This window comes from Brevundimonas sp. TWP2-3-4b1 (assembly GCF_049897665.1).
Taxonomy (GTDB): Bacteria; Pseudomonadota; Alphaproteobacteria; order Caulobacterales; family Caulobacteraceae; genus Brevundimonas; species Brevundimonas subvibrioides_B.
The window spans coordinates 50,601-70,753 of record NZ_JAFCWQ010000015.1 but is presented as its reverse complement, the minus strand read 5'-3'; the positions used below and the strand labels follow the sequence as shown (position 1 = coordinate 70,753).

Here is a 20,153-nt window from a genome sequence, read left to right as displayed (position 1 = left end):
CCAGCGGCGCGCGAGCGCGCGACCCCGTCGCGACACTACTTTCGACATCCTGCCTGAACAGGTCGCCTTCGGCGCCGCTGGGTCCCCCGGTCTGCGCCGCGAAGACGCGGCTTGCCGGAGGATGACGAAACGAAAAAAGGCCCCGCTGTTTCCAGCGGGGCCTTGTTCCGTTCAGCCGTGAAGCCGGAACCTAGTCGCGACGCGGACGGCTGCGACCACGATCGCCCCCGCCGCCTTCACGCTTCTTGCCGCCGCCGCCGGTGTCTTCCGTCAGAGGCTCTTCGCCGCGTTCGGCGCGCTCGGCGTTTATCTTGGCCGTCAGGTCTTCACCCGTGGCCTGATCGACGATCTTCATCGACAGCTTGGTCTTGCCGCGATCGTCGAAGCCCAGGAACTTGACCTTGACCTCCTGGCCCTCGGACAGGACGTCGGCCGGGTTGGCGACGCGTTCCAGCGAGATCTGGGACACGTGGACCAGGCCGTCCTTGGCCCCGAAGAAGTTCACGAAGGCGCCGAAGTCGACGACCTTCACGACCTTGCCAGAGTAGATCATGCCGGGCTCGGGCTCGGACACGATCGACGAGATCCAGTTCTTGGCGGCGTCGATCTTCTCCTGATCCGAGGCGGCGATCTTCACCGTGCCGTCGTCCTCAATGTTGATCTTGGCGCCGGTCTTTTCGACGATCTCGCGGATGATCTTGCCGCCGGTGCCGATGATGTCGCGGATCTTGTCGACCGGGACCTTGATGGATTCGATCTTCGGAGCGTACTCACCGAGTTCGGTGCGCGCGCCGTCGATGGCCTTGTCCATCTCGTCGAGGATGTGAAGACGGCCGGCCGACGCCTGGGCGATGGCCTTCTTCATGATCTCTTCGGTGATGCCGGCGACCTTGATGTCCATCTGCAGCGAGGTGATGCCGTCACGCGTGCCGGCGACCTTGAAGTCCATGTCGCCCAGGTGATCTTCGTCACCCAGGATGTCCGACAGGATGGCGAACTCGCCCGACGGCTCGAGGATCAGGCCCATGGCGATGCCCGAGACGGGCTTCTTCAGGGGCACGCCCGCGTCCATCAGCGCCAGCGAGGCGCCGCAGACCGAAGCCATGGAGGACGAACCGTTGGACTCGGTGATCTCCGACACGATGCGGATCGTATAGGGGAACTCTTCCGCGGTCGGCAGCATCGGACGGATCGCCCGCCAGGCCAGCTTGCCGTGACCGATTTCCCGGCGGCCCGCGCCGCCCATACGTCCGGTCTCGCCGACCGAATAGGGAGGGAAGTTGTAGTGCAGGAGGAACTTCTCCTTGTAGGTGCCGGCCAGCGAGTCAACGTATTGCTCGTCCTCTCCGGTGCCCAGGGTGGCGACCACGATGGCCTGGGTCTCACCCCGGGTGAACAGGGCCGAACCGTGGGTGCGCGGGAAGATGCCGACTTCCGAAACGATGTCACGGACCTTGTCGAGCGCACGTCCGTCGACGCGGTGGGCGTTGTCGATGATGTCGCGACGCAGGACGTGGGCCTCGCATTCCTTCCAGGCGACGCCGAACTTGGCGGAATCGACGCCGTCCGGGTTCTCGTCGGTCTTCACCAGGGCGGCCGAGGCCTTCTTCTTGGCGGCGCCGACGGCTTCATGACGGGCATGCTTGCCGGGGTGGGTGTAGGCGGCCTTGATGTCCTCGCCGACCAGCGACTGGATCTGGGTGACGACGCCCGAGTGGTCCTCAGGCGAGAAGTCGAACGGATCCTTGGCGGCGTGCTCAGCCATCTCGATGATGGCGTCGATGACCGGCTGCATGCCGCGATGGGCGAACATCAGGGCGTCCAGCATGATCTGCTCGGACAGTTCCTTGGCTTCGGACTCGACCATCATCAGGGCGTCCTTGGTGCCGGCGACGACCAGGTCCAGCTGCGAGTCGGGCAGTTGGTCCAGCGTCGGGTTCAGCACGAACTCGCCGTCGATATAGCCGACGCGCGCGGCGCCGATCGGGCCCATGAAGGGCACGCCCGACAGGGTCAGGGCGGCGGAGGTGGCGACCATGCCGACGATGTCGGGATCGTTCTCGAGGTCGTGCTGCAGCACGGTGATGACGACCTGGGTTTCGTTCTTGAAGCCCTTGACGAACAGCGGGCGGATCGGACGGTCGATCAGGCGGGAGACCAGAGTCTCCTTTTCGGTCGGACGGCCTTCACGCTTGAAGTAGCCGCCCGGGATCTTGCCGGCGGCGAAGGTCTTTTCCTGGTAGTTGACGGTCAGCGGGAAGAAATCCAGGCCCGGCTTGGGCGCGCGACCGTAGACGACAGTGGCCAGGACGATGGTCTCGCCATAGGTGGCCAGAACGGCGCCGTCAGCCTGGCGGGCGATACGGCCCGTTTCCAGCGTCAGCGGGCGGCCGGCCCAGTCGATCGTCTTGCGTTTGATATCGAACATGTTTCGTCTTTCGTAGCCCGGGCGGCGTATTCCGCGCGGGATCCCATCAGTGGGGCTGGATGCGTCGGGCGTTCAGTCCTTCGATCCATGGACCGCCGCGCCATCGCGATCGATCCGGGAGTTAAAGAGGACCGGTCTGGCCCTCGCGTCTGCACCATCAAAAACCGTGGTGCGCGGCTGGTCTCTGGATGCGGAAAGAGGCGCGGACGTGGCCCGCGCCTCGAAACTGTTCCGCGGAACTGCGCTTAGCGGCGCAGGTTCAGCTTGGTGATCAGGGCGGTGTAACGCTCCTTATCGACCTTGGTCAGGTGGTCCAGAAGGCGACGACGCTGCGAGACCATCTTGAGCAGGCCGCGGCGCGAGTGGTTGTCCTTCTTGTGCGTCTTGAAGTGCTCGGTGAGGTTGGCGATGCGTTCCGAAAGGATCGCGACCTGGACCTCGGCCGAGCCGGTGTCGCCTGCGGTGCGGGCGTTCTCGGCAATGACTTCGTTCTTACGCTCTGGCGTAATCGACATCGTGTTTCTCCAGAATTTAGAGATTGAATACGCGGTCGGGTTCTAGCCGGCCGGCCCGCATCTGACCGAGAGCGACGAGGGTCTGACCCTGAAAGGCGGAAACGGTGCGAGAGCCATCCCGGAGGCGGCTCTTGAGCGTCTCGACCTGTCGGGGGAGCAGAACGATCGGTCGTCCCTGACGAAGCGAGAAGGCGTCCTGGTCCGTGACGGCCAGCTCCGGGATGTCGTCCAGGGCGGTCGAAACGGGCAGTAGGCCTTCCAAGGCGGCGTCCCTATGCACCAGATCGGTCAGGAAATCCAGCGTGACGCTGTTCTCGACTGAAAACGGCCCCACCCGCTCGCGTCGCAGGGCCGAGACATGCCCTTCGGCGCCCAGCATGACCGCCAGATCGCGGGCCAGCGAGCGGACGTAGACGCCCTTGCCAGTGCGAATGGTCAGTTCGACATGGTCGGCGTCGGGCGCATCAGTGACCTCGGCCTCGTAGATGGTGACCCGGCGGCTCTCCAGCTCGAAGTCCGCGCCCTCGCGGGCCAGGTCATAGGCACGCTGGCCGTCGACCTTGATGGCGCTGAACCGGGGCGGGGTCTGGTCGATCTCGCCGACGAAGGTAGGCAAAGCCGCGCGGACCGCCTCGGCTGTCGGGCGCACATCGGAACGGGCGATGATCTCGCCCTCGCGGTCCACACTGTCGGTCGAGATACCCCAGTTGATGGTGAAGCGATAGACCTTCTCCGCCTCCATCATGAAGGGCACGGTCTTGGTCGCCTCGCCCAGGGCGATCGGCAGGATACCGCTGGCAAGGGGGTCCAGCGTCCCGGCATGCCCGGCCTTCTGCGCGTCGAACAGGCGGCGGACCTTCGACACGGCGTCGGTCGAGCCCATCTCGAATGGTTTGTCCAGGCACACCCAGCCGTTGACGACGAGGCCCTTTTTGCGGCGCCCCATCAGGCTTGGACCGCCGCGATTTGCGCTGCTTGAGGCCAGACCATCAATCCTCGTCCTCGTCTTCAACGGGCGGCACGAAGGAGTCGGCGCGGACGCGGGGGTCGTCCAGCAGCCGGTTCAGACGTTCAGCGGCGGCGAAGCTCTCGTCGTGGCGGAAGCGCAGGTCCGGCGTGAAGCGCATGTCGATATGGCGGCCCAGGGCCCCGCGCAGGAATTTGGCATGTTCGTTCAATGCCTTGATGATCTCGTCGATGTGGCCGGCGGTGTCCGAGGTCTCGATCCCGGCGCCCAGCGGCTCGACGAAACAGGTGGCGTGCTTCAGGTCCGGCGACAGACGCACCTCGGTCACCGTCACGGAGACGCCGATCAGGGCGGGGTCTCGGATCTCGTTCTCGCGCATCACCTCCACGAGGGCGTGGCGGATCATCTCCGAGGCGCGCAGCTGGCGCTGGCTCACGGTTCCGGCCTTGGCGGCGGGTTTGGAGGATTTTCGGTTGCTCATGGCGTTCGTCCTGTTCGCCGCCGGGGATCGGACCCGGTCGGGAAGCGACGCCGCGTCGGAGCCTTCTGACAGCGGCGAAACAAAAAGAGGCGCGGTCTAGTCCCGACTGGCGCCGGTGTCCAATTCAGCGCGATCCACGGCGGCGATGACCTCTCCCGCAGTCACTGAACGCAATGGACGGACGGGCAGTCCCGCCGCATTCAACACCCGCGCCGTCCAGTTGTTGCACAGGTAGCCGATCGAAAAATGCTCCCGGCTGGCGAAGAAATGCGCGCCGTCGCCGTCCCGCGCCGTTGACAGGCGGGGGTGGCCCTCGACGAGCGTCAGCGAATCCTGGACCCGCCCGCGCAATCCGGAGAAGGCCTCAGGTGACAGGACAAGCGTGCGGCGGCTGTCGGGCGTGAAACGCCCTGCGGGGTTGCCCGTCTCCGGGTCCAGCATGACGACCGAGGCATTGCCAGGCTGGAAAAAGGCCCGCAGGCCGTCGGGGATCCGCTCTTCCATCGGAGATGTGTCGATGAAGAATTTCGCGTCGCCCCAGCCGATCAGTATCCAGTCGCCCGGTCCGATCGAGCGGGACGCCTCGGCCAGGGGGCCGCCGCCGGCCTCCAGCGCAGCCCGGGGCACGGCGAGATCGGTGTGAAACCCATTGTTGAAGACGTGGATGGTGACGCCGGCTTCGGCATGGGAGAGCAAGGCCGGATCACCCGGACGGGTCCAGGTCCACAGGGCGACGGCCAGTCCCAGCGCTCCAGCCAGGAGCATCGCCCCAACGATCCGCATCAGTCGGTCTCGGCGGCCGAGGCGCGAGGCGGCAAGCTCCATTCGCCCCGGTAGTCGTAGGACAGGGTCACGCAGTGCCGGAACGCCCCGTCCGGCCAGCGTCCTGCGCCGTGCATGACGATTGGCCGCCCGGCGCGCACGCGCCCGAGCACGAGGAAGGTGGCGTCGGCCCCGGGGCACAGGGCACGGGCCAGGCCTCGCCCGTCGCCTTCCTGCGCAATCGAATAGACGGTGCTCTCGGAGGCGCCCCCGGGAAGGACGCGTCGCGCCTCATCCGGGCCGCCGCGCGAGATGGTCGCGGAACCGCGCGCCGTGGTGGAGATGATCCGCCGGACGCTGACCGCGCCGAACCAGCCGCGCTCCACCTCCAACGTCACGCCGCGCGTCAGGGCGGTCGTGACCCGGTCGGACGGGTCGAAAGCGAGATAGCGAGTATCTGCCGCCGCCGGCGTGGCGAGGGCGACGAGCGTCAGAACGGCGAGCATACGGTGCAGCATGGCGTCACTTCATACCGCGACTTGCGGCGGAAGGGAGGCCGCGGCCCCTCCCCATCGCTGCGCGACAGGGAGGAGACAACCGCGCTCAGGCAGCGAGACGCTGCGCGTCGAGCAGAAGCGCCCTGCTAGAGAGTGCGCTGGATCTCTTCGACAGTGAAGCACTCGATGTAGTCGCCGACCTTGATGTCGTGGAAGCCCTGGAAATGCATGCCGCACTCCTGGCCCGACGGCACTTCGTTAACCTCATCCTTGAAGCGCTTGAGCGTGGCGAGCGTGCCCAGTTCCAGCACGACGATGTCGTCGCGGATGATCCGGACCTTGGCGCCCTTGCGGACGACGCCCTCGGACACCCGGCAACCGGCGATCTTGCCGGTCTTGGAGATGTCAAACACCTGCAGCACGGCTGCGTTGCCCAGGAAGGTTTCGCGTTGCAGCGGGGCCAGCATGCCCGACAGTACGCCCTTCATGTCGTCCAGCAGGTCGTAGATGATCGCATAGTAGCGGATCTCCACGCCTTCACGCTCGGCAAGATCCTTGGCCTGTTTCGAGGCGCGGACGTTGAAGCCCAGGATCGGCGCGCCGGCCGACTTGGCCAGCTGCACGTCCGACTCGGTGATGCCGCCGGCGCCGGAATAGATGACACGGGCGCGGACTTCGTCGTTGCCCATCTTCTCGAGCGAGCCCTGAATAGCCTCGCCCGAGCCCTGGACGTCCGACTTGATGAGGACCGGCAGCTCCGAGATCTTCTTGGAGCCCAGCTTGGCCATCATGTCGACCAGGCTGACCTGGTTGATGCCGCCGGTGGCCTTCTCGCGCTTGATGCGGGCGCGATACTCAGTCAGCTCGCGAGCGCGGGCCTCGTTCTCGACCACGGCCAGGGGTTCGCCGGGGCTCGGAGCTTCGTCCAGACCCAGGATCTCGACCGGCACGGACGGACCGGCCTCGGTCAGCTGTTCCCCGCGCTCGTTCAGCAGAGCGCGGACGCGGCCGAAGCTGGAACCGGCGACAACCAGGTCGCCCTTCCTCAGCGTGCCGCGCTTGACGAGGATGGTGGCGACCGGGCCACGACCCTTGTCCAGCTTGGCCTCGATGACCACGCCTTCGGCCGAGCGTTCCGGATCAGCCTTCAGGTCCATGACCTCGGCCTGCAGCAGGATGGCCTCGAGCAGGCCGTCCAGATTGGTGCGCGCCTTGGCCGAGATCTCCACAATCTGGGTGTCGCCGCCCAGAGCTTCGCCGATGATCTCGTACTGCAGCAGCTCGTTGATGACCTTCTGCGGATCGGCGTCCGGCTTGTCGATCTTGTTGACTGCCACGATGATCGGAGCGCCGGCGGCTTTCGCGTGCTGAATGCTCTCGATCGTCTGCGGCATGACGCCGTCATCGGCCGCCACCACCAGGATGACGATGTCGGTGACGTTGGCGCCGCGTGTACGCATGGCGCTGAACGCCGCGTGGCCCGGGGTGTCCAGGAAGGTCACAGCGTCGCCGTTCGGCGTCTTCACCTGGTAGGCGCCGATGTGCTGGGTGATGCCGCCGGCCTCGCCCGCCGCCACATCGGTGGTGCGCAGCGCGTCCAGAAGCGATGTCTTGCCGTGGTCCACGTGGCCCATGATGGCCACGACCGGCGCGCGGGGCGTCGTCGCCTCGTCGTCGATGTCGTCGGACAGGAAGCCGGCCTCGACGTCCGACTCGGACACCCGACGCACGGTCATGCCGAATTCATCGGCCACCAGTTCGGCGGTGTCGGTATCGATGACGTCGTTGATCTTCATCATCAGGCCCTGCTTCATCAGGAACTTGATGATGTCCACGCCGCGCACAGCCATCCGGTTGGACAGCTCCTGTACGGTGATGACGTCAGGGATGATGACTTCGCGCGGGCGGTTCGGCGCGTCGGTGGACCCGCCCTTGCGCTTCTCTTTCTCACGTTCGCGGGCGCGGCGGACCGACGCCAGGGAGCGCATGCGCTCGGCCGTATCGCCGTCACCGGCCACGGACTGGATGGTCAGACGGCCTTCACGGCGCTTTGGCTCGCCACGCGTGCGGCTGACAGCCTTGCCGGCGTCGGAGAAACGCTTGTCGCGATCGTCCTCGGGCTTCAGCGGTTTGGCGAAACCGCTGCCGGGCGCGCGGCTTGGACGCATGACGTCGGGCGTCGCGGGGGGGGCGTTCGGGGCCGGACGGCCGCCAGGACCCGTTCGCGCGCCGCCGGGACGGGCCGCGCCGCCCGCAGGACGCGGGTTCAGCGCCGAATAGCGAACGGGCTCGGCCGGACGCGCGGGGGCGCCGGTCGGACGGGCATTGGCCGGACGGTCGGAGTAGGATTTCTCACCACCACCCATCGCTTCTTCGCGCGCCGAGCGAGCGCCGAAGGCAGGACGGTCGATGGGCGCTCGGGCCGGGTTCGGGGCCTTGGGTACGCGCTGGCCGAAATTGACCACAGGACGCGCCGGCGGGGCCGGGCGAGCGGGGGCAACCGGCGCCGGGGCGGCCGGAGCGGCCGGAGCCGGTTCGGGCGCGGCGGCGACCGGAGCCACGGGCTCCGGGGCCGGCGGCGGCGGCGGCGCGGCGACGGGCTTGGGAGCTAGCGGCGCACGAGCGGCGGGCTTGCCGGTCGGGGCGGGTGCGGCGGCGGTCAGCTTGGAGGCTTCGGCGCGTGCAGCCTCGGCGGCGGCGCGGGCGGCGGCGGCCTCGGCCTGGGCGGCGCTGGCGGCGGCGGCCGTAGCGGCGGCCTGATCACGAGCGGCGGCGTCGCGACGCGCCTGTTCGGCGGCCTGCGCAGCGGCGCGTTCGGCCTGGGCCTGGGTCGCCGTCTCGATGGCGCGACGACGGGCTTCCTGTTCCTCGTTGGACAGGCGGCCGCCAGCGGGCTGTTGCATCTGCGGACGCGGCGCGGCGGTCTGCGGAGCCGGAGCGTCAGAACGCGGACGCACGACGTCGAAGCCCTGCGGACGCTGATGTCCGCCGACCGGAGCGCCCGGACGACGTTTGATTTCGACCGCCACCGTCTTGGTGCGGCCATGGCTGAAGCTCTGGCGCACGGTGCCCGTAGGGACCGATCCCACGGCACGCGGCTTCAGGCTCAGCGGCGCCCGTGGTCCCGTCGTCGACGGGGTTCCGGTGGGGGCCTGCGGAGTCTGGCCGTCGTTGGTCTTGTCGTTCTCGTCGCTCATCCGGTCGCTTTACTCGAGGGCGGAGAATTCCGCCGCGTCTTAGTCAAAAATCGTCTCGTCACGCCAAAGCCTGGAAACGCAAAAAGCCGTGCGGCGTCCGCCTCTCGAAAGAGGCCTGACCCCGCCCGTCAATCCGCCCGTTCAGGCTCGTCCTTCGGGTCCTCGTTCGACCCGTTCCCGCTTGAGGAACCCGGATGGTCCGTGTCCCAGGCCGCAGGCCGAAGCGATCGAAATCCCGCCAGTCGTTCGACCTCGATGGTCCAGCGATCGGCTCTACCGCCATGCAGCAGGACGGCGTGTATCGCATTTTCCAGCCCGAGGGCCAAACTCAAATCGTCCGCACTGAAAGCGCCGCAGATCTTGGTCGTCTGATGTCGAGCGAGGGCGACGAGCTTTCCGCGCCCGTCGGACGATCCGTCGGCGGCCTCGATCAGCCACGCGGCCTTGCCCGACCGGATCGCCGCGGCGGATTTCTCAAAGCCGGAGATAAGCACGCCTTCGCGCCGGGCAAGACCCAGCTGGTCCAGACAGCGCCGGATCAGCAGGGTTTCGACCGTGTCCGCGAGATCGGCCGACGGCTTCAGTTGGGCCTTGGCCGAGCGTGAGAACAAATTTTTCTTCACGGCAGCGTCGATCGAGGCCCGAGAGGCCTCCACCCACATGCCGCGGCCGGGAAGTTTCCTTCCAAGGTCAGGGGCGACGGCGCCGTCCGGGCCGGCGACGAAACGGATCAGTCGAGATTCATCCATGGCCTGGTGGGTCACCAGGTCCCGGCGCTCTCTATCGATCGTCGCGTCGCGAAGGCTCATGAACGGCGCACCTCATCACGCGTCTGGGGTCGGCGCGAGGTCGGCGTCGACCTCGGCGTCATCAGCGGTGACCTCCGCTTCGGCGTCGTCCTCCGGGGCGGCGTCGAACACGGCTTCGGGGTCGAAGTCGCCTTCGGCGTACTCGCCGCCTTCCTCGTATTCAGGCTCCGGCGGCTGCGGCAGTTCCGAGGCATCGATCCAGCCGGCGGCCACGCGGGCCTGGAGGATCAGCAGTTCGGCGTCTTCCTGGGCCAGGTTGAAGCTCTCCAGAACACCGGCGACCTTGGTTCGCTCGCCGTTCTTCATCTCGTAGCCGCCGCGGATTTCGTCGGTGGCCAGATCGGCCAGGTCCTCGACCGTCTTCACGCCGCCCTCGCCCAGGGCGACGGCGATCGGCAGGGTCACACCCGGAACGGCCATGACCTCGTCCAGCACGCCCAGGGCGACGCGTTTGGCGTCCAGAACGGCGGATTGCTTCTCGAGATAGTCGCGGGCGCGGGCCTGCAGCTCCTCGGCGGTGTCCTCATCGAAGCCTTCGATCTCGGCAACTTCGTAGTTCTCGACGAAGGCCAGATCCTCGACCGTGGCAAAGCCTTCGGTGACCAGCAGCTGGGCGATGACCTCGTCGACATCCAGGGCTTCCTGGAACAGCAGGGTGCGTTCCGAGAACTCGCGCTGGCGACGCTCTGAGTCCTGCGACTCGGTGATGATGTCGATCTGCCAGCCGGTCAGCTGGGAGGCCAGACGGACGTTCTGGCCGCGACGGCCGATGGCCAGCGAAAGCTGCTCATCGGGCACGACCACCTCGACGCGGTCGGCTTCTTCGTCGAGCACGACCTTGGAGACTTCGGCGGGAGCGAGCGCGTTCACGATGAAGGTCGGCTCGTCCGGGTTCCACTGGATGATGTCGATCTTCTCGCCCTGCAGCTCGGCGACGACCGCCTGGACCCGCGAGCCGCGCATGCCGACGCAGGCGCCGACGGGGTCGATGGAGCTGTCGTTCGACAGCACGGCCATCTTGGCGCGCGAACCGGCGTCGCGGGCCGCGGCGCGGATCTCGATCACGCCGTCGTAGACCTCGGGCACTTCCTGGGCGAACAGCTTGGCCATGAAGCCCGGGTGGGCGCGCGACAGCATGATCTGCGGACCCTTGGCCTCCGGGCGGACGTCGTAGATGTAGGTCCGGATCCGGTCGCCGATGTTGAACACCTCGCGCGGGATCGACTGGTCGCGGCGCATGATGCCCTCGCCCCGGCCCAGATCGACGATGGTGTTGCCGTATTCGACGCGCTTGACGGTGCCGTTGACGATCTCGCCGACGCGGTCCTTGAACTCTTCGTACTGGTTGGCGCGCTCGGCCTCGCGAACCTTTCCCGTGATGACCTGGCGGGCCATCTGGGTCTGTACGCGGCCGAATTCGAACGGCGGCAGGTCCTCGACATATTCCTTGCCGACGACGGCTTCCGGATCGCGCTTGGACGCATCGGTCAGCCGGACCATGGCGCTATCGTTAAACTCCTCCAGCTCGTCTTCCGGCGTCCAGTCGTCCTCGACGATGGTCACGTGACGCGTCAGGGCCAGTTCGCCCGTCTTCGGGTCGATCTTGGCGCGGATGTCGTGATGGGCGCCGTAGCGCGACTTGGCGCCCTTCTGGATGGCTTCTTCCAGGGCCTCGATCACGATTTCGCGGTCGATGTTCTTTTCCTGCGCGACCGCATTGGCGATCTGGAGCAGTTCCAGGCGATTGGCGGAAATACCGGTCACGGCCATCAGGCGTCGTCCTCAGATATAGTCTTTGGGGTCTTTGCGGGGTCTTGGTCTTCAGGCGCGCCTTCCGGCAGGCCGTCGTCTTCGGGCTCGCCCCGCGCGGCGCGGATCGCAGCCCCGCGCTTCAAGAGGGCGTCATTCATGACCAGCTTGGCGTCCACCAGCCAGTCGAAGGGGATCAGGGCCGTCTCTTCCTCGCCGTCCAGGTCGATGGCGATGTTGTCGCCGTCGGTTCCGGCGACGATGCCCTTGAAGCGTTTGCGCCCCTCGATCATGCGGTCGGATTCAAGCCGCGCTTCGAAACCCTCGTACAGGTCGAAGTCCTTCAGCCGCGTCAGGGGCCGGTCGATGCCGGGCGAGGAGACTTCCAGCAGATATTCGCCGGCGATCGGATCGGCCGCGTCCAGCACCTCGGACATGGCGCGGCTCAGGCGGGCGCATTCGCCGACGTCGATGTCGTTGTCGATGGGCCGCTCGGCCATGACCTGAAGGCGGCGACGCAGGGTCCCGCCCATCAGACGCACGCGCACGATGTCCAGGCCGATCGATTCCGCGACGGGATCGATCAGCTCCAGGATCTGGCGGTCTTCGACGGTCTTGGCGCGCAAGCAGAGAAATCCGGGCAAAAGAAAAAGCGGTCGGCCATCCAAGGCCGCCGCTTTGAACGACGCCGTTGGACGCCGGTCTAACGATGTGGGAGTTCCTATAGCTCCGTCCCGTCGAAAGGGAAAGGGCGGACGCGAACGTCCGCCTTCCGGTTCCTAGTGGGCATGGGCCCGATGGCGATGTCCGCCGCCCAACAGGGTCCTGAGAAAGAAGAATACGGCGATGATCACCGAGAAGGCCAGGAACAGAGCCAGGACGGTCATCCAGAAGGTCATGCTCATCAGATCGGGCAGGGCGAACGCGCCCCCATCCAGCATCGGCCTCAGCAAGCCCACGATGATATAGACCAAGGTCGCGCCCAGGGCGGTGCTGAACAGGCTGCGCCATGCCGGCATCATGAAGGCGGCGATCAGGGCGATGATCAGCCCTACCACCTGATTGACGCTGTCAAACCCGCTTTGGGTGAGGGCGAACAGCCCCTGCAGCAGGTTGCCCAGCTGGGCGAAGAACTCTTCCATCACGCGACGCTCCGGATTTGCCACGGCCCAGCTTGGCCGTCGGCAGGGTTAACGCCGGTCTGCGGGAATGGATGCGACCTTATCAGCCGGTGGAACCGAAACCACCGGAGCCGCGCGCCGTGTCGTCCAGGGTCTCGACCTCGACCACGGTCGCCTGGGCCACGGCCGCGATAACCATCTGGGCGATGCGCTCGCCGCGTTTGATGACGAACGGCTCCTGGCCCAGGTTGATCAGGATGACCCCGACCTCGCCGCGATAGTCGCTGTCGATCGTCCCCGGGGTGTTGGGCGCGCTGATCCCATGTTTCAATGCGAGGCCCGATCGCGGCCGGATCTGCGCCTCCCAGCCTTGTTCCAGCGCGATCTTGAGCCCTGTGGGCACAAGAGCTCGCGCGCCCGGCTCAAGCGTCATCGGTGCGTCCTCGGGCACCGCGGCCCTCAGATCCAGGCCCGCAGACCCGGCGGTCTCATAGGCGGGCAGGGCCAGGCCCTCGGCATGGGGCAGGCGCAGGATCCGAAGGGTGCTCAAGGCAGATTCTCAGGCTTTGGGAGAAAAATGATTGGCGATGCGGTCGGCCAGGCGCGTGGCCACTTCGGTCTTGGAAAGGCGCGGCCAGGCGTCGGCCCCGTCCTTTGTCACTAGGAGGACCGTATTGCCATCGGCGCCGAAGACATCGGCCGAGACGTCGTTGCCGACGATCCAGTCGCAGCCCTTGCGCGACAGTTTCGACCGGGCGTTGGCCTCCAGGTCTGTGGTCTCGGCGGCGAAGCCGATCACCAGCCTTGGCCGGTTCACTCCGGGCGCGGCGATGCCCGCCAGAATATCCGGGTTCTCGATCAGGCTCAGCGTCGGCGGCCCGCCCGGCGCCTTCTTGATCTTGCCGCCGGCGACCGTGTCCACGCGCCAGTCCGCGACGGCGGCCGAAAGCACCGCGATGTCGGCTGGAAGCGCCGCCTCAGTCGCCGCCTTCATTTCCATCGCCGTTTCGACGTCGATCCGGGTTACGCCGACCGGAACCGCCAGACCCGTCGGCCCTGAAACCAGGGTCACCTCGGCGCCTCGCACGGCCAGGGCGGCGGCGATGGCGTAGCCCTGTTTGCCGCTGGACCGATTGGTCAGGCCCCGTACCGGATCGATCGGCTCGAACGTCGGACCCGCCGTCACCACCGCCCGCCGCCCCGCCAGCGCCCGTCGGTCAGGACCGGTCAGCAGATCGGTGATCGCTGCCAGGATCGCCGCCGGCTCGGCCATCCGCCCCGGGCCAAACTCGCCGCAGGCCATCTCGCCGTCGTCCGGCCCGACGACCGCCACGCCGTGGAAACCGTCAAACCCCTTCAACCGCGTGACATTGGCCTGTACCGCTGGATGCAGCCACATCCGCACATTCATCGCCGGCGCAAGCAGTACCCGCTTGTCCGTCGCCAGAAGCGTGGTCGAAGCCAGGTCGTCGGCCATGCCGTTCGCCGCCTTGGCGATCAGCCCCGCCGTCGCCGGCGCCACGACCACCAGGTCGGCCCAGCGCGACAGCTCGATATGACCCATTGTCGTCTCTTCGTCGGGCAGGAAGAGGCCCATCCGCACGGGATTTCCGGTTAAGGCCGCCAGCGACAAGGGGGTGACGAACTCCGATCCGCTCGCGGTCAGCACGGCCTGCACCTCGCAGCTGGCCTTCTTGAGCAGCCGCACCAACTCCAGCGCCTTGTAGGCCGCTATGCCGCCCCCGACGATCAGCAGGATTTTTCGGGTCGTCAGGGCCGCGCTGGACATGACGCCGGTCTAGCCGCCGCGGCGCACGCCGTCGAGACGGAGAAAAAGAACATTGCGGGAACAAACAACCTGTGGCTAAGTCTCTTCTGCGGGTTTCAAATGGAGGGTGTGATGAGGGTTTCGATGACAACAGGCGTCGCCTTCGCAGCGATGCTGACCTTGACGGCTTGCGGCAACGGGGATTCAGCGGTCGAAACGCGGGATCGAACGGCCCGGGGGGCCGACGTTACCCTGACATCGGGCGCGGGGTCTTCGACCGGAATGACGTCGTCGGACACGGACGGAGCCGGGACGACGGTCCTGACCGCAAATCGCCGTGAGACGGTCGATGAGAAGATCCAGCGCCTCTACGAACGCAACGGCGCGGACTTTGGCTCGCGGTCGGCCGAGGACTTTCTGGACAAGATCACCGCTTTCACGTCGCGGCCGCCTGCCGGTACGGACACGGCGACGCGTCCGAACGGTGACATCCTGCTGTATCAGGCCTCGACCAACACCTTCGCCGTCGTGGCGCGGGACGGTACAGCACGCACCATGTTCAAGCCCAACGACGGTCCGACCTATTGGGCCGTCCAGAGAGCCGCGGCCCCGACCTTCGGCCAGCGGCGATCTCAGAACTGACGGCCGGGGCGTCGGGGCGCATCGGGCGATAGCGGCCTCAACGGAAGCCTAGGCTTCTTCGGGCTTGCCGGTCATCTCGCGGATCATGTCCAGAGCCAACTTCTGCTGACGGCTGGACAGTTGCGGGGCCAGCCGCGCGATCTCGATGGTGTATCGGGTCGAGGGGAAGTCGTGATCGAAGGCGGCCGCGCCAGCCTCCCCCTCCGCCATTCCCGGTTGAGCACTCAACCCCTGGAAGAAGTATCCGACGTCCACCTTGAAGAAGCGAGCGATGTCCCAGAGCTTGGACGCCGAGATGCGATTGGCGCCCTTCTCGTATTTCTGGATCTGCTGGAAGGTCAGTCCCAGCGCCCGACCCAGATCGCTTTGATTATAACCCAGGCTGATGCGCTTCTCGCACACCCGTCTGCCCACATGGCGGTCCACCGGGTGGGGACCATCCTCGCCGACACCTCTAACCATTGCTCGTCATATGCCTTGATTGAAACCGGCGACCTCATGCGCTCGTCCGGCCTAGCTGTCATCTGATTTCTGGGAAATGGAGATTACACCGCCGCCACGGCCGCGACTGCGATTGTCGGTCACGACGAGACATCCCCTGACCTCAACGCCTTGAGCACTTCGACGGCTCTCTCGGGACGCTCTTCGGCGGCTTTGAAGCAGGGCGCGCAAGGGCTGCGACCTTGCGCGCCCAACCCGCCACCTGTGGTCAAGTTGGAGCGCTTCTCATCCATGGACCGCCCGGCGCGCCCTGACGAACAAGATCGCGGCCGGCGCCAGTCCGCCAAGCACCATCAGCCAGAAAAACAGGTCGCCGACCCGGCCGTAGGGGGTGATCCCCACCGGTTGCGGCAACAGGGCGTCGATGACCCCGCTCTCGCCGGGATCCAGTCGCCGGCCGTCGATGACCCGGCCCCAGGGATCGATCATGGCCGAAACCCCCGTCGGCGTCGCGCGCACCACCGGCAGACCTGTTTCGATGGCGCGATAGCTGGCGAGGTTGAGGTGCTGGATCGGTCCCGAGGTCGCCCCGAACCAGGCGTCGTTGGACACGTTGACGATCCATTCAGGCCGGCCGCCCGCGCCCGGCGTGAACCCCGGATACAAACTTTCATAGCAGATCAGCGGCTGGACCCTGGGCGCGTTTGGCAGGTCGATCGGCGCGGGGCGCGGTCCCGGGCTGAAGTCGGCGGGCATATGCACCAGGCTGCGCACGCCGATCGCGCCCATCAAACCGCCCAGCGGCAGGAACTCGCCGAACGGGACCAGCCGGTATTTGTCATAGACGGCGGTGACTCTCAGCCCGGCCGCGCCTTCATCGGCCATGGCGAACAGGCTGTTGTAGTAGCGCGCCCGCCCATCGGGCCCCCTCTCGCCCCGAGGCAATCCCATCAGCAGGGTCTGGCCCGGCTGGACGGCCCGCGCGATGGCCGAGCCGTCGGGTGAGTTGGGTGCGAAGACGTCGTTGAAACGGGCCGGAAGAGCGCCTTCGGGCCAGACGATCACATCGGGCTGGGCCGCGCCCGCGCGAGCGGTCAGATTGACGTAACGATCGACGATGGACCGATAGGTCTCCGGCGACCATTTGGACTCCTGCTGCACGTCGGCCTGGACGATGCGGATCAGGGTGTCGGTGTCGCGCACCTGGGCTCCGGCCAGCCGGACCGTACCGCCGATGACGAGGGCGGACAGGATGACGGTGCCGGTCAGGGCGACGCCCGCCCGCGCCTTGCGGGATCCCGGCGAGAACAGGGGGGCAAAAGCGCAGGTCGCCGCGACCGTCACGAACCCCAGCCCGTAGACCCCGACCACTGCCGCAAACTGGGAGCCCGCCGATCCGGCGGCCCAGCCGGCCCCCGCTGGGTTCCACGGGAAGCCGGTCAACACATGGCCGCGCAGCCATTCCAGCAGGGCGAAACATGCCGCGAAAAACAGGACGCGGAGCAAGCCATCGGGCGCGAACCGGCGATACAAGGCCGTCGCCGTCCCCCAGAACAGGCCGATACCGGCAGGCAACAGGCTGGCGGCGAACGGCGCCATCCAGGCCTGGGCCGGGTCGACAAGGAAGGCCTCGGCGACCCACCAGCAGCCGACGCCGAAATAGCCGAACCCGGCCAGCCAACCCATCCAGAAGGCGCCGCGCACCGACCCCGACCGTTCGGCCAGCAGCATCAGAAGCGGATAGCCCAGCAGGCCAGGCAAGATCCCGAACGGCGGATGCGCCAGGGCCGCCCCGATGCCGGCGATCAGCGCCAGGCCGATACGGGCCAGACGCCCGTCCAGGGCCCGGTTCAGGGCATCGCCGGATTTCTGGAAAAGCTCAGTCGTCATACGGGAGCGTGTATGGGTCGGATACGCCAAGGCTGGCAAGGATCACGCGCTCCTCGCCCTCCATGGCCTCGGCCTCCACGTCGACCTCGTGGTCGCGCCCCAGCAGGTGAAGCACGCCGTGCACCACCAGATGGGTCAGATGATTGCGCAGGGTCTTGGACTGTTCCTCGGCCTCAGCCGCGCAGACGCCGTAAGCCAGGACGATGTCGCCCAGCGGCGTCTGACCGGCGACGCAGGGCATTTCGGCGGCCGGGAAGGACAGGACGTTGGTCGGCCTGTCCTTCCCGCGGAACCGGTCGTTCAGGTCGCGCACCGTTTCGTCGTCGGTCAGCAGGATGACGATGCCACCCTCTCTATCGCCCAGAGCCGCCACCGCCGCCCGTTCGACCACGGCCTCGACATCGTCGATGGCGTCGGTCCAGTCCCCGGCGTCGACCTCGACCTCGATCATCGCGCCGGGTCTTCCAGGTCGGGCGTCGGCCGACCCGTCGCCGCATCGGCGTCATAGGCGCGCACGATCCGCTCGACCATGGCATGACGCACCACGTCCTGGGCCTCGAATTCCAGCACCCCCACCCCCTTCACGTCGCGCAGGATGCGCAACGCATGGGCGAGGCCCGAGTCGCGTGGGTTCAGGAGGTCGATCTGCGACGGATCGCCGGTGACCACCATCCGCGCCCCCTCCCCCAGACGAGTCAGGACCATCTTCATCTGCAGACGACTGGTGTTCTGCGCCTCGTCGACGATGACGAAGGCATGGCTGAGGGTGCGGCCTCGCATGAAGGCGATCGGGGCGGCCTCGATCTCGCCCTTGTCGCGCCGACGCTGCACGTCCTCGGCGCCGAGAATGTCGTTCAGCGCCTCCCAGATCGGAGCCAGATAGGGATCGACCTTTTCGTTCAGGTCGCCGGGCAGGAAGCCCAGCTTTTCGCCCGCCTCGACCGCTGGCCGGGTGATGACCAGCCGGTCCACCTGTCCCCGACGCAGAAGCGACGCCCCGTAGGCGGCCGCGAGGAAGGTTTTGCCTGTCCCCGCCGGACCGACGCCGAAGCTCAGTTCGTGGTTGGCCAGGGTGTCCAGATAGCGCGCCTGGGCGTCCGTCTTGGGGACGATGGCGCCGCGCTTGCCGATAGGCAGGGCCATGGGATCGACGCGGCGCCCGCCGCCGGTGACCCCGGTGCGGGCCGAGCCGATGCCGGCGCGCACGTCCGCCTCGTTGACCTCGGCGCCCTTCGCTGCGCGCAGGGCCAGACCCTCGATCACCTGTCTGGCGCTGGCCCGGTCGCGAGCCCCGCCGTTGATCGAGACTCCGCCGCCGGGCGCCTCGATCAACACCTTGAAGGCATCCTCGATCAGGGCGACGTGGCGGCTGTTCGGCCCGATCACCGCCCGCAGCGACGCGTCGTCCAACGCAAGAAACTCGGATTCACGCGCCAATAAGGACACCTTTCAGACTGTTCTGGCTACCCTGCTCGATCTTCACCGGAACGATCCGGCCGAGCAGATGATCCGCGCCGGAGACATGCACGGATTGCAGATATGGGGATCGCCCGACCGCCTGCCCAGGATAGCGGCCCTTGCGGTCGAACAGGACGTTCAGCGTCCGCCCCGTCTGGGCTTCGTTGAAGGCCACCTGCTGTTCGATCAGGAGGTCCTGCAGCGCCTTGAGCCGGTCCTTCATCACCTCGGAAGGCACCTGCCCCGGCATGGTCGAGGCCGGAGTGCCCGGCCGCGCCGAATAAATGAAGGAGAAACAGGCCGCGTAATTTACCTGTCGCACCAGATCGAGGGTGTCCTCAAACTCCCGGTCTGTTTCGCCGGGAAAGCCGACGATCATGTCGCCGGCGAGCGCAAGGTCTGGCCGCGCCTCGCGGATGCGCCCGATCAGGTCGACGTATTTCTGGCGCCCGTGCCTCCGGTTCATCAACCGCAGGATCCGGTCCGACCCCGCCTGCACCGGCAGATGCAAATAGGGCATCAGGGCCTCGACCTCGGCGTGCGCGGCGATCAGGTCGTCGGACATGTCGTTGGGGTGGCTGGTCGTATAGCGAATGCGATCGAGGCCGGGGATGTCCGCCAGCATCCGCGCCAGCTTCGCGAGGGTCCAGACCTTTCCGTCCGCGCCCTCCCCGTCATAGGCGTTGACGTTCTGGCCCAGCAGGGTGACCTCGCGCACGCCCTGGTCCGCCAGACCGCGCTCCTCAGCCAGAACGTCGGTGACCGGCCGCGACCATTCAGCGCCGCGCGTATAGTGGACGACGCAGAAGCTGCAGAACTTGTCGCACCCTTCCTGCACCGTCAGGAAGGCGGTGTAGCCCTTGACCCCGCGCATCGACGGGCTACCCGCGTTCAGGGCGTCGAACTTTTCGTTGGGCGCGAAGTCCGCGCCGATCCGCTCACCGCGCGACCGCGCAGTGCGCGTCAGCAGTTCAGGAAGCTGGTGATAGGCCTGGGGTCCGACGACGATGTCGACCGCCGGCTGGCGCAGCATGATCTCCTCACCCTCGGCCTGGGCGACGCAGCCGGCGACGGCGATGGTCATCCGCGCCTCGCCGCGTGCGATCTTGCGCTCACGCAGTTCCCGCATCTTGCCGAGCTCGGAATAGATCTTCTCGGCCGCCTTCTCGCGGATGTGGCAGGTATTCAGGATGACGAAATCGGCGGCTTCGACCTCGTCGGTCGTGGCGTAGCCCAGAGGGCGCAGGACATCGGCCATTCGTTCCGAGTCATAGACGTTCATCTGGCAGCCGTAGGTCTTGATGAACAGCCGCTTGGGCCCCGGGATCGGGGCGGCGGACGTCTCAACCTCCGGAGCAGTCAGGGTCGCGGACATGACGCACTCCTGAGTGTCGCGCCAAAGGCCTGCAAGATCACGAAGCCGGCAAG

At 66.9% G+C, this 20,153-nt stretch carries 19 protein-coding genes; 1 reads left to right on the top strand and 18 read right to left on the bottom strand.

What is annotated here, in order from left to right; translation table 11 throughout:
- Positions 1 to 190 precede the first annotated feature (190 nt).
- The 13 genes from pnp to coaBC form a co-directional block, all read right to left on the bottom strand.
- On the bottom strand, positions 191 to 2,428 hold the full coding sequence (gene pnp, locus ACP7A5_RS12140; protein WP_426042160.1) for a polyribonucleotide nucleotidyltransferase: 2,238 nt from the start codon (positions 2,426 to 2,428) through the stop codon (positions 191 to 193).
- Positions 2,429 to 2,673: 245 nt separating this feature from the next.
- Complete coding sequence (gene rpsO / locus ACP7A5_RS12135; protein WP_077353982.1) at positions 2,674 to 2,943, bottom strand: 30S ribosomal protein S15; 270 nt, start codon at positions 2,941 to 2,943, stop codon at positions 2,674 to 2,676.
- Between the two features lie 16 nt (positions 2,944 to 2,959).
- On the bottom strand, positions 2,960 to 3,889 hold the full coding sequence (truB, locus tag ACP7A5_RS12130) for a tRNA pseudouridine(55) synthase TruB (RefSeq protein WP_426042159.1): 930 nt from the start codon (positions 3,887 to 3,889) through the stop codon (positions 2,960 to 2,962).
- A 43-nt stretch (positions 3,890 to 3,932) separates the two neighbouring features.
- Positions 3,933 to 4,391 carry a 30S ribosome-binding factor RbfA gene (gene rbfA / locus ACP7A5_RS12125; protein ID WP_426038492.1) on the bottom strand — a complete coding sequence of 153 codons (459 nt, stop codon included), beginning with the start codon at positions 4,389 to 4,391 and terminating at the stop codon, positions 3,933 to 3,935.
- 96 nt (positions 4,392 to 4,487) lie between these two features.
- On the bottom strand, positions 4,488 to 5,174 hold the full coding sequence (locus tag ACP7A5_RS12120; protein WP_426042158.1) for a DUF2459 domain-containing protein: 687 nt from the start codon (positions 5,172 to 5,174) through the stop codon (positions 4,488 to 4,490).
- The gene (locus ACP7A5_RS12115) at positions 5,174 to 5,671 is read right to left on the bottom strand and encodes a hypothetical protein (protein WP_426042157.1); all 498 of its coding nucleotides are present in this window, start codon (positions 5,669 to 5,671) and stop codon (positions 5,174 to 5,176) included. The genes ACP7A5_RS12120 and ACP7A5_RS12115 overlap by 1 nt, the downstream gene beginning before the upstream one ends.
- A 125-nt stretch (positions 5,672 to 5,796) precedes the next feature.
- Positions 5,797 to 8,847: a translation initiation factor IF-2 gene (gene infB / locus ACP7A5_RS12110; RefSeq protein ID WP_426042156.1), complete on the bottom strand. Its 3,051-nt coding sequence runs from the start codon at positions 8,845 to 8,847 to the stop codon at positions 5,797 to 5,799.
- 128 nt (positions 8,848 to 8,975) lie between these two features.
- Positions 8,976 to 9,656 carry an RNA-binding protein gene (locus tag ACP7A5_RS12105; RefSeq protein ID WP_426042155.1) on the bottom strand — a complete coding sequence of 227 codons (681 nt, stop codon included), beginning with the start codon at positions 9,654 to 9,656 and terminating at the stop codon, positions 8,976 to 8,978.
- Between the two features lie 15 nt (positions 9,657 to 9,671).
- Entirely contained in the window at positions 9,672 to 11,426 is a 1,755-nt protein-coding gene (nusA, locus tag ACP7A5_RS12100) for a transcription termination factor NusA (protein ID WP_426042154.1), read from the bottom strand.
- Positions 11,426 to 12,031, bottom strand: coding sequence for a ribosome maturation factor RimP (rimP, locus tag ACP7A5_RS12095; protein ID WP_426042153.1), 606 nt, complete (start codon positions 12,029 to 12,031; stop codon positions 11,426 to 11,428). The genes nusA and rimP overlap by 1 nt, the downstream gene beginning before the upstream one ends.
- A gap of 153 nt (positions 12,032 to 12,184) precedes the next feature.
- Positions 12,185 to 12,547 carry a hypothetical protein gene (locus tag ACP7A5_RS12090; RefSeq protein ID WP_426042152.1) on the bottom strand — a complete coding sequence of 121 codons (363 nt, stop codon included), beginning with the start codon at positions 12,545 to 12,547 and terminating at the stop codon, positions 12,185 to 12,187.
- Positions 12,548 to 12,629: 82 nt separating this feature from the next.
- Positions 12,630 to 13,076, bottom strand: coding sequence for a dUTP diphosphatase (dut, locus tag ACP7A5_RS12085; RefSeq protein WP_426042151.1), 447 nt, complete (start codon positions 13,074 to 13,076; stop codon positions 12,630 to 12,632).
- 9 nt (positions 13,077 to 13,085) lie between these two features.
- Complete coding sequence (gene coaBC / locus ACP7A5_RS12080) at positions 13,086 to 14,315, bottom strand: bifunctional phosphopantothenoylcysteine decarboxylase/phosphopantothenate--cysteine ligase CoaBC (RefSeq protein ID WP_426042150.1); 1,230 nt, start codon at positions 14,313 to 14,315, stop codon at positions 13,086 to 13,088.
- 123 nt (positions 14,316 to 14,438) lie between these two features.
- On the opposite strand from coaBC, the gene ACP7A5_RS12075 reads away from it, so the two are divergent.
- Positions 14,439 to 14,936, top strand: coding sequence for an S-type pyocin family protein (locus ACP7A5_RS12075; RefSeq protein ID WP_426042149.1), 498 nt, complete (start codon positions 14,439 to 14,441; stop codon positions 14,934 to 14,936).
- 48 nt (positions 14,937 to 14,984) lie between these two features.
- Here the strand turns inward: ACP7A5_RS12075 and ACP7A5_RS12070 are convergent, their stop codons facing one another.
- The 5 genes from ACP7A5_RS12070 to miaB form a co-directional block, all read right to left on the bottom strand.
- Positions 14,985 to 15,398 carry a helix-turn-helix domain-containing protein gene (locus ACP7A5_RS12070; protein ID WP_425990409.1) on the bottom strand — a complete coding sequence of 138 codons (414 nt, stop codon included), beginning with the start codon at positions 15,396 to 15,398 and terminating at the stop codon, positions 14,985 to 14,987.
- A 264-nt stretch (positions 15,399 to 15,662) separates the two neighbouring features.
- Positions 15,663 to 17,267, bottom strand: a complete 1,605-nt coding sequence (lnt, locus tag ACP7A5_RS12065; RefSeq protein ID WP_426042148.1) for an apolipoprotein N-acyltransferase — start codon at positions 17,265 to 17,267, stop codon at positions 15,663 to 15,665.
- The gene (ybeY, locus tag ACP7A5_RS12060; RefSeq protein WP_426042147.1) at positions 17,257 to 17,718 is read right to left on the bottom strand and encodes an rRNA maturation RNase YbeY; all 462 of its coding nucleotides are present in this window, start codon (positions 17,716 to 17,718) and stop codon (positions 17,257 to 17,259) included. The genes lnt and ybeY overlap by 11 nt, the downstream gene beginning before the upstream one ends.
- Entirely contained in the window at positions 17,715 to 18,704 is a 990-nt protein-coding gene (locus tag ACP7A5_RS12055; protein WP_426042146.1) for a PhoH family protein, read from the bottom strand. The genes ybeY and ACP7A5_RS12055 overlap by 4 nt, the downstream gene beginning before the upstream one ends.
- Positions 18,694 to 20,100 (bottom strand): tRNA (N6-isopentenyl adenosine(37)-C2)-methylthiotransferase MiaB, encoded by a 1,407-nt coding sequence (gene miaB / locus ACP7A5_RS12050; protein ID WP_426042145.1) that lies wholly within the window; start codon positions 20,098 to 20,100, stop codon positions 18,694 to 18,696. Before miaB ends, ACP7A5_RS12055 begins: the two co-directional genes overlap by 11 nt.
- Between the last annotated feature and the right edge of the window lie 53 nt (positions 20,101 to 20,153).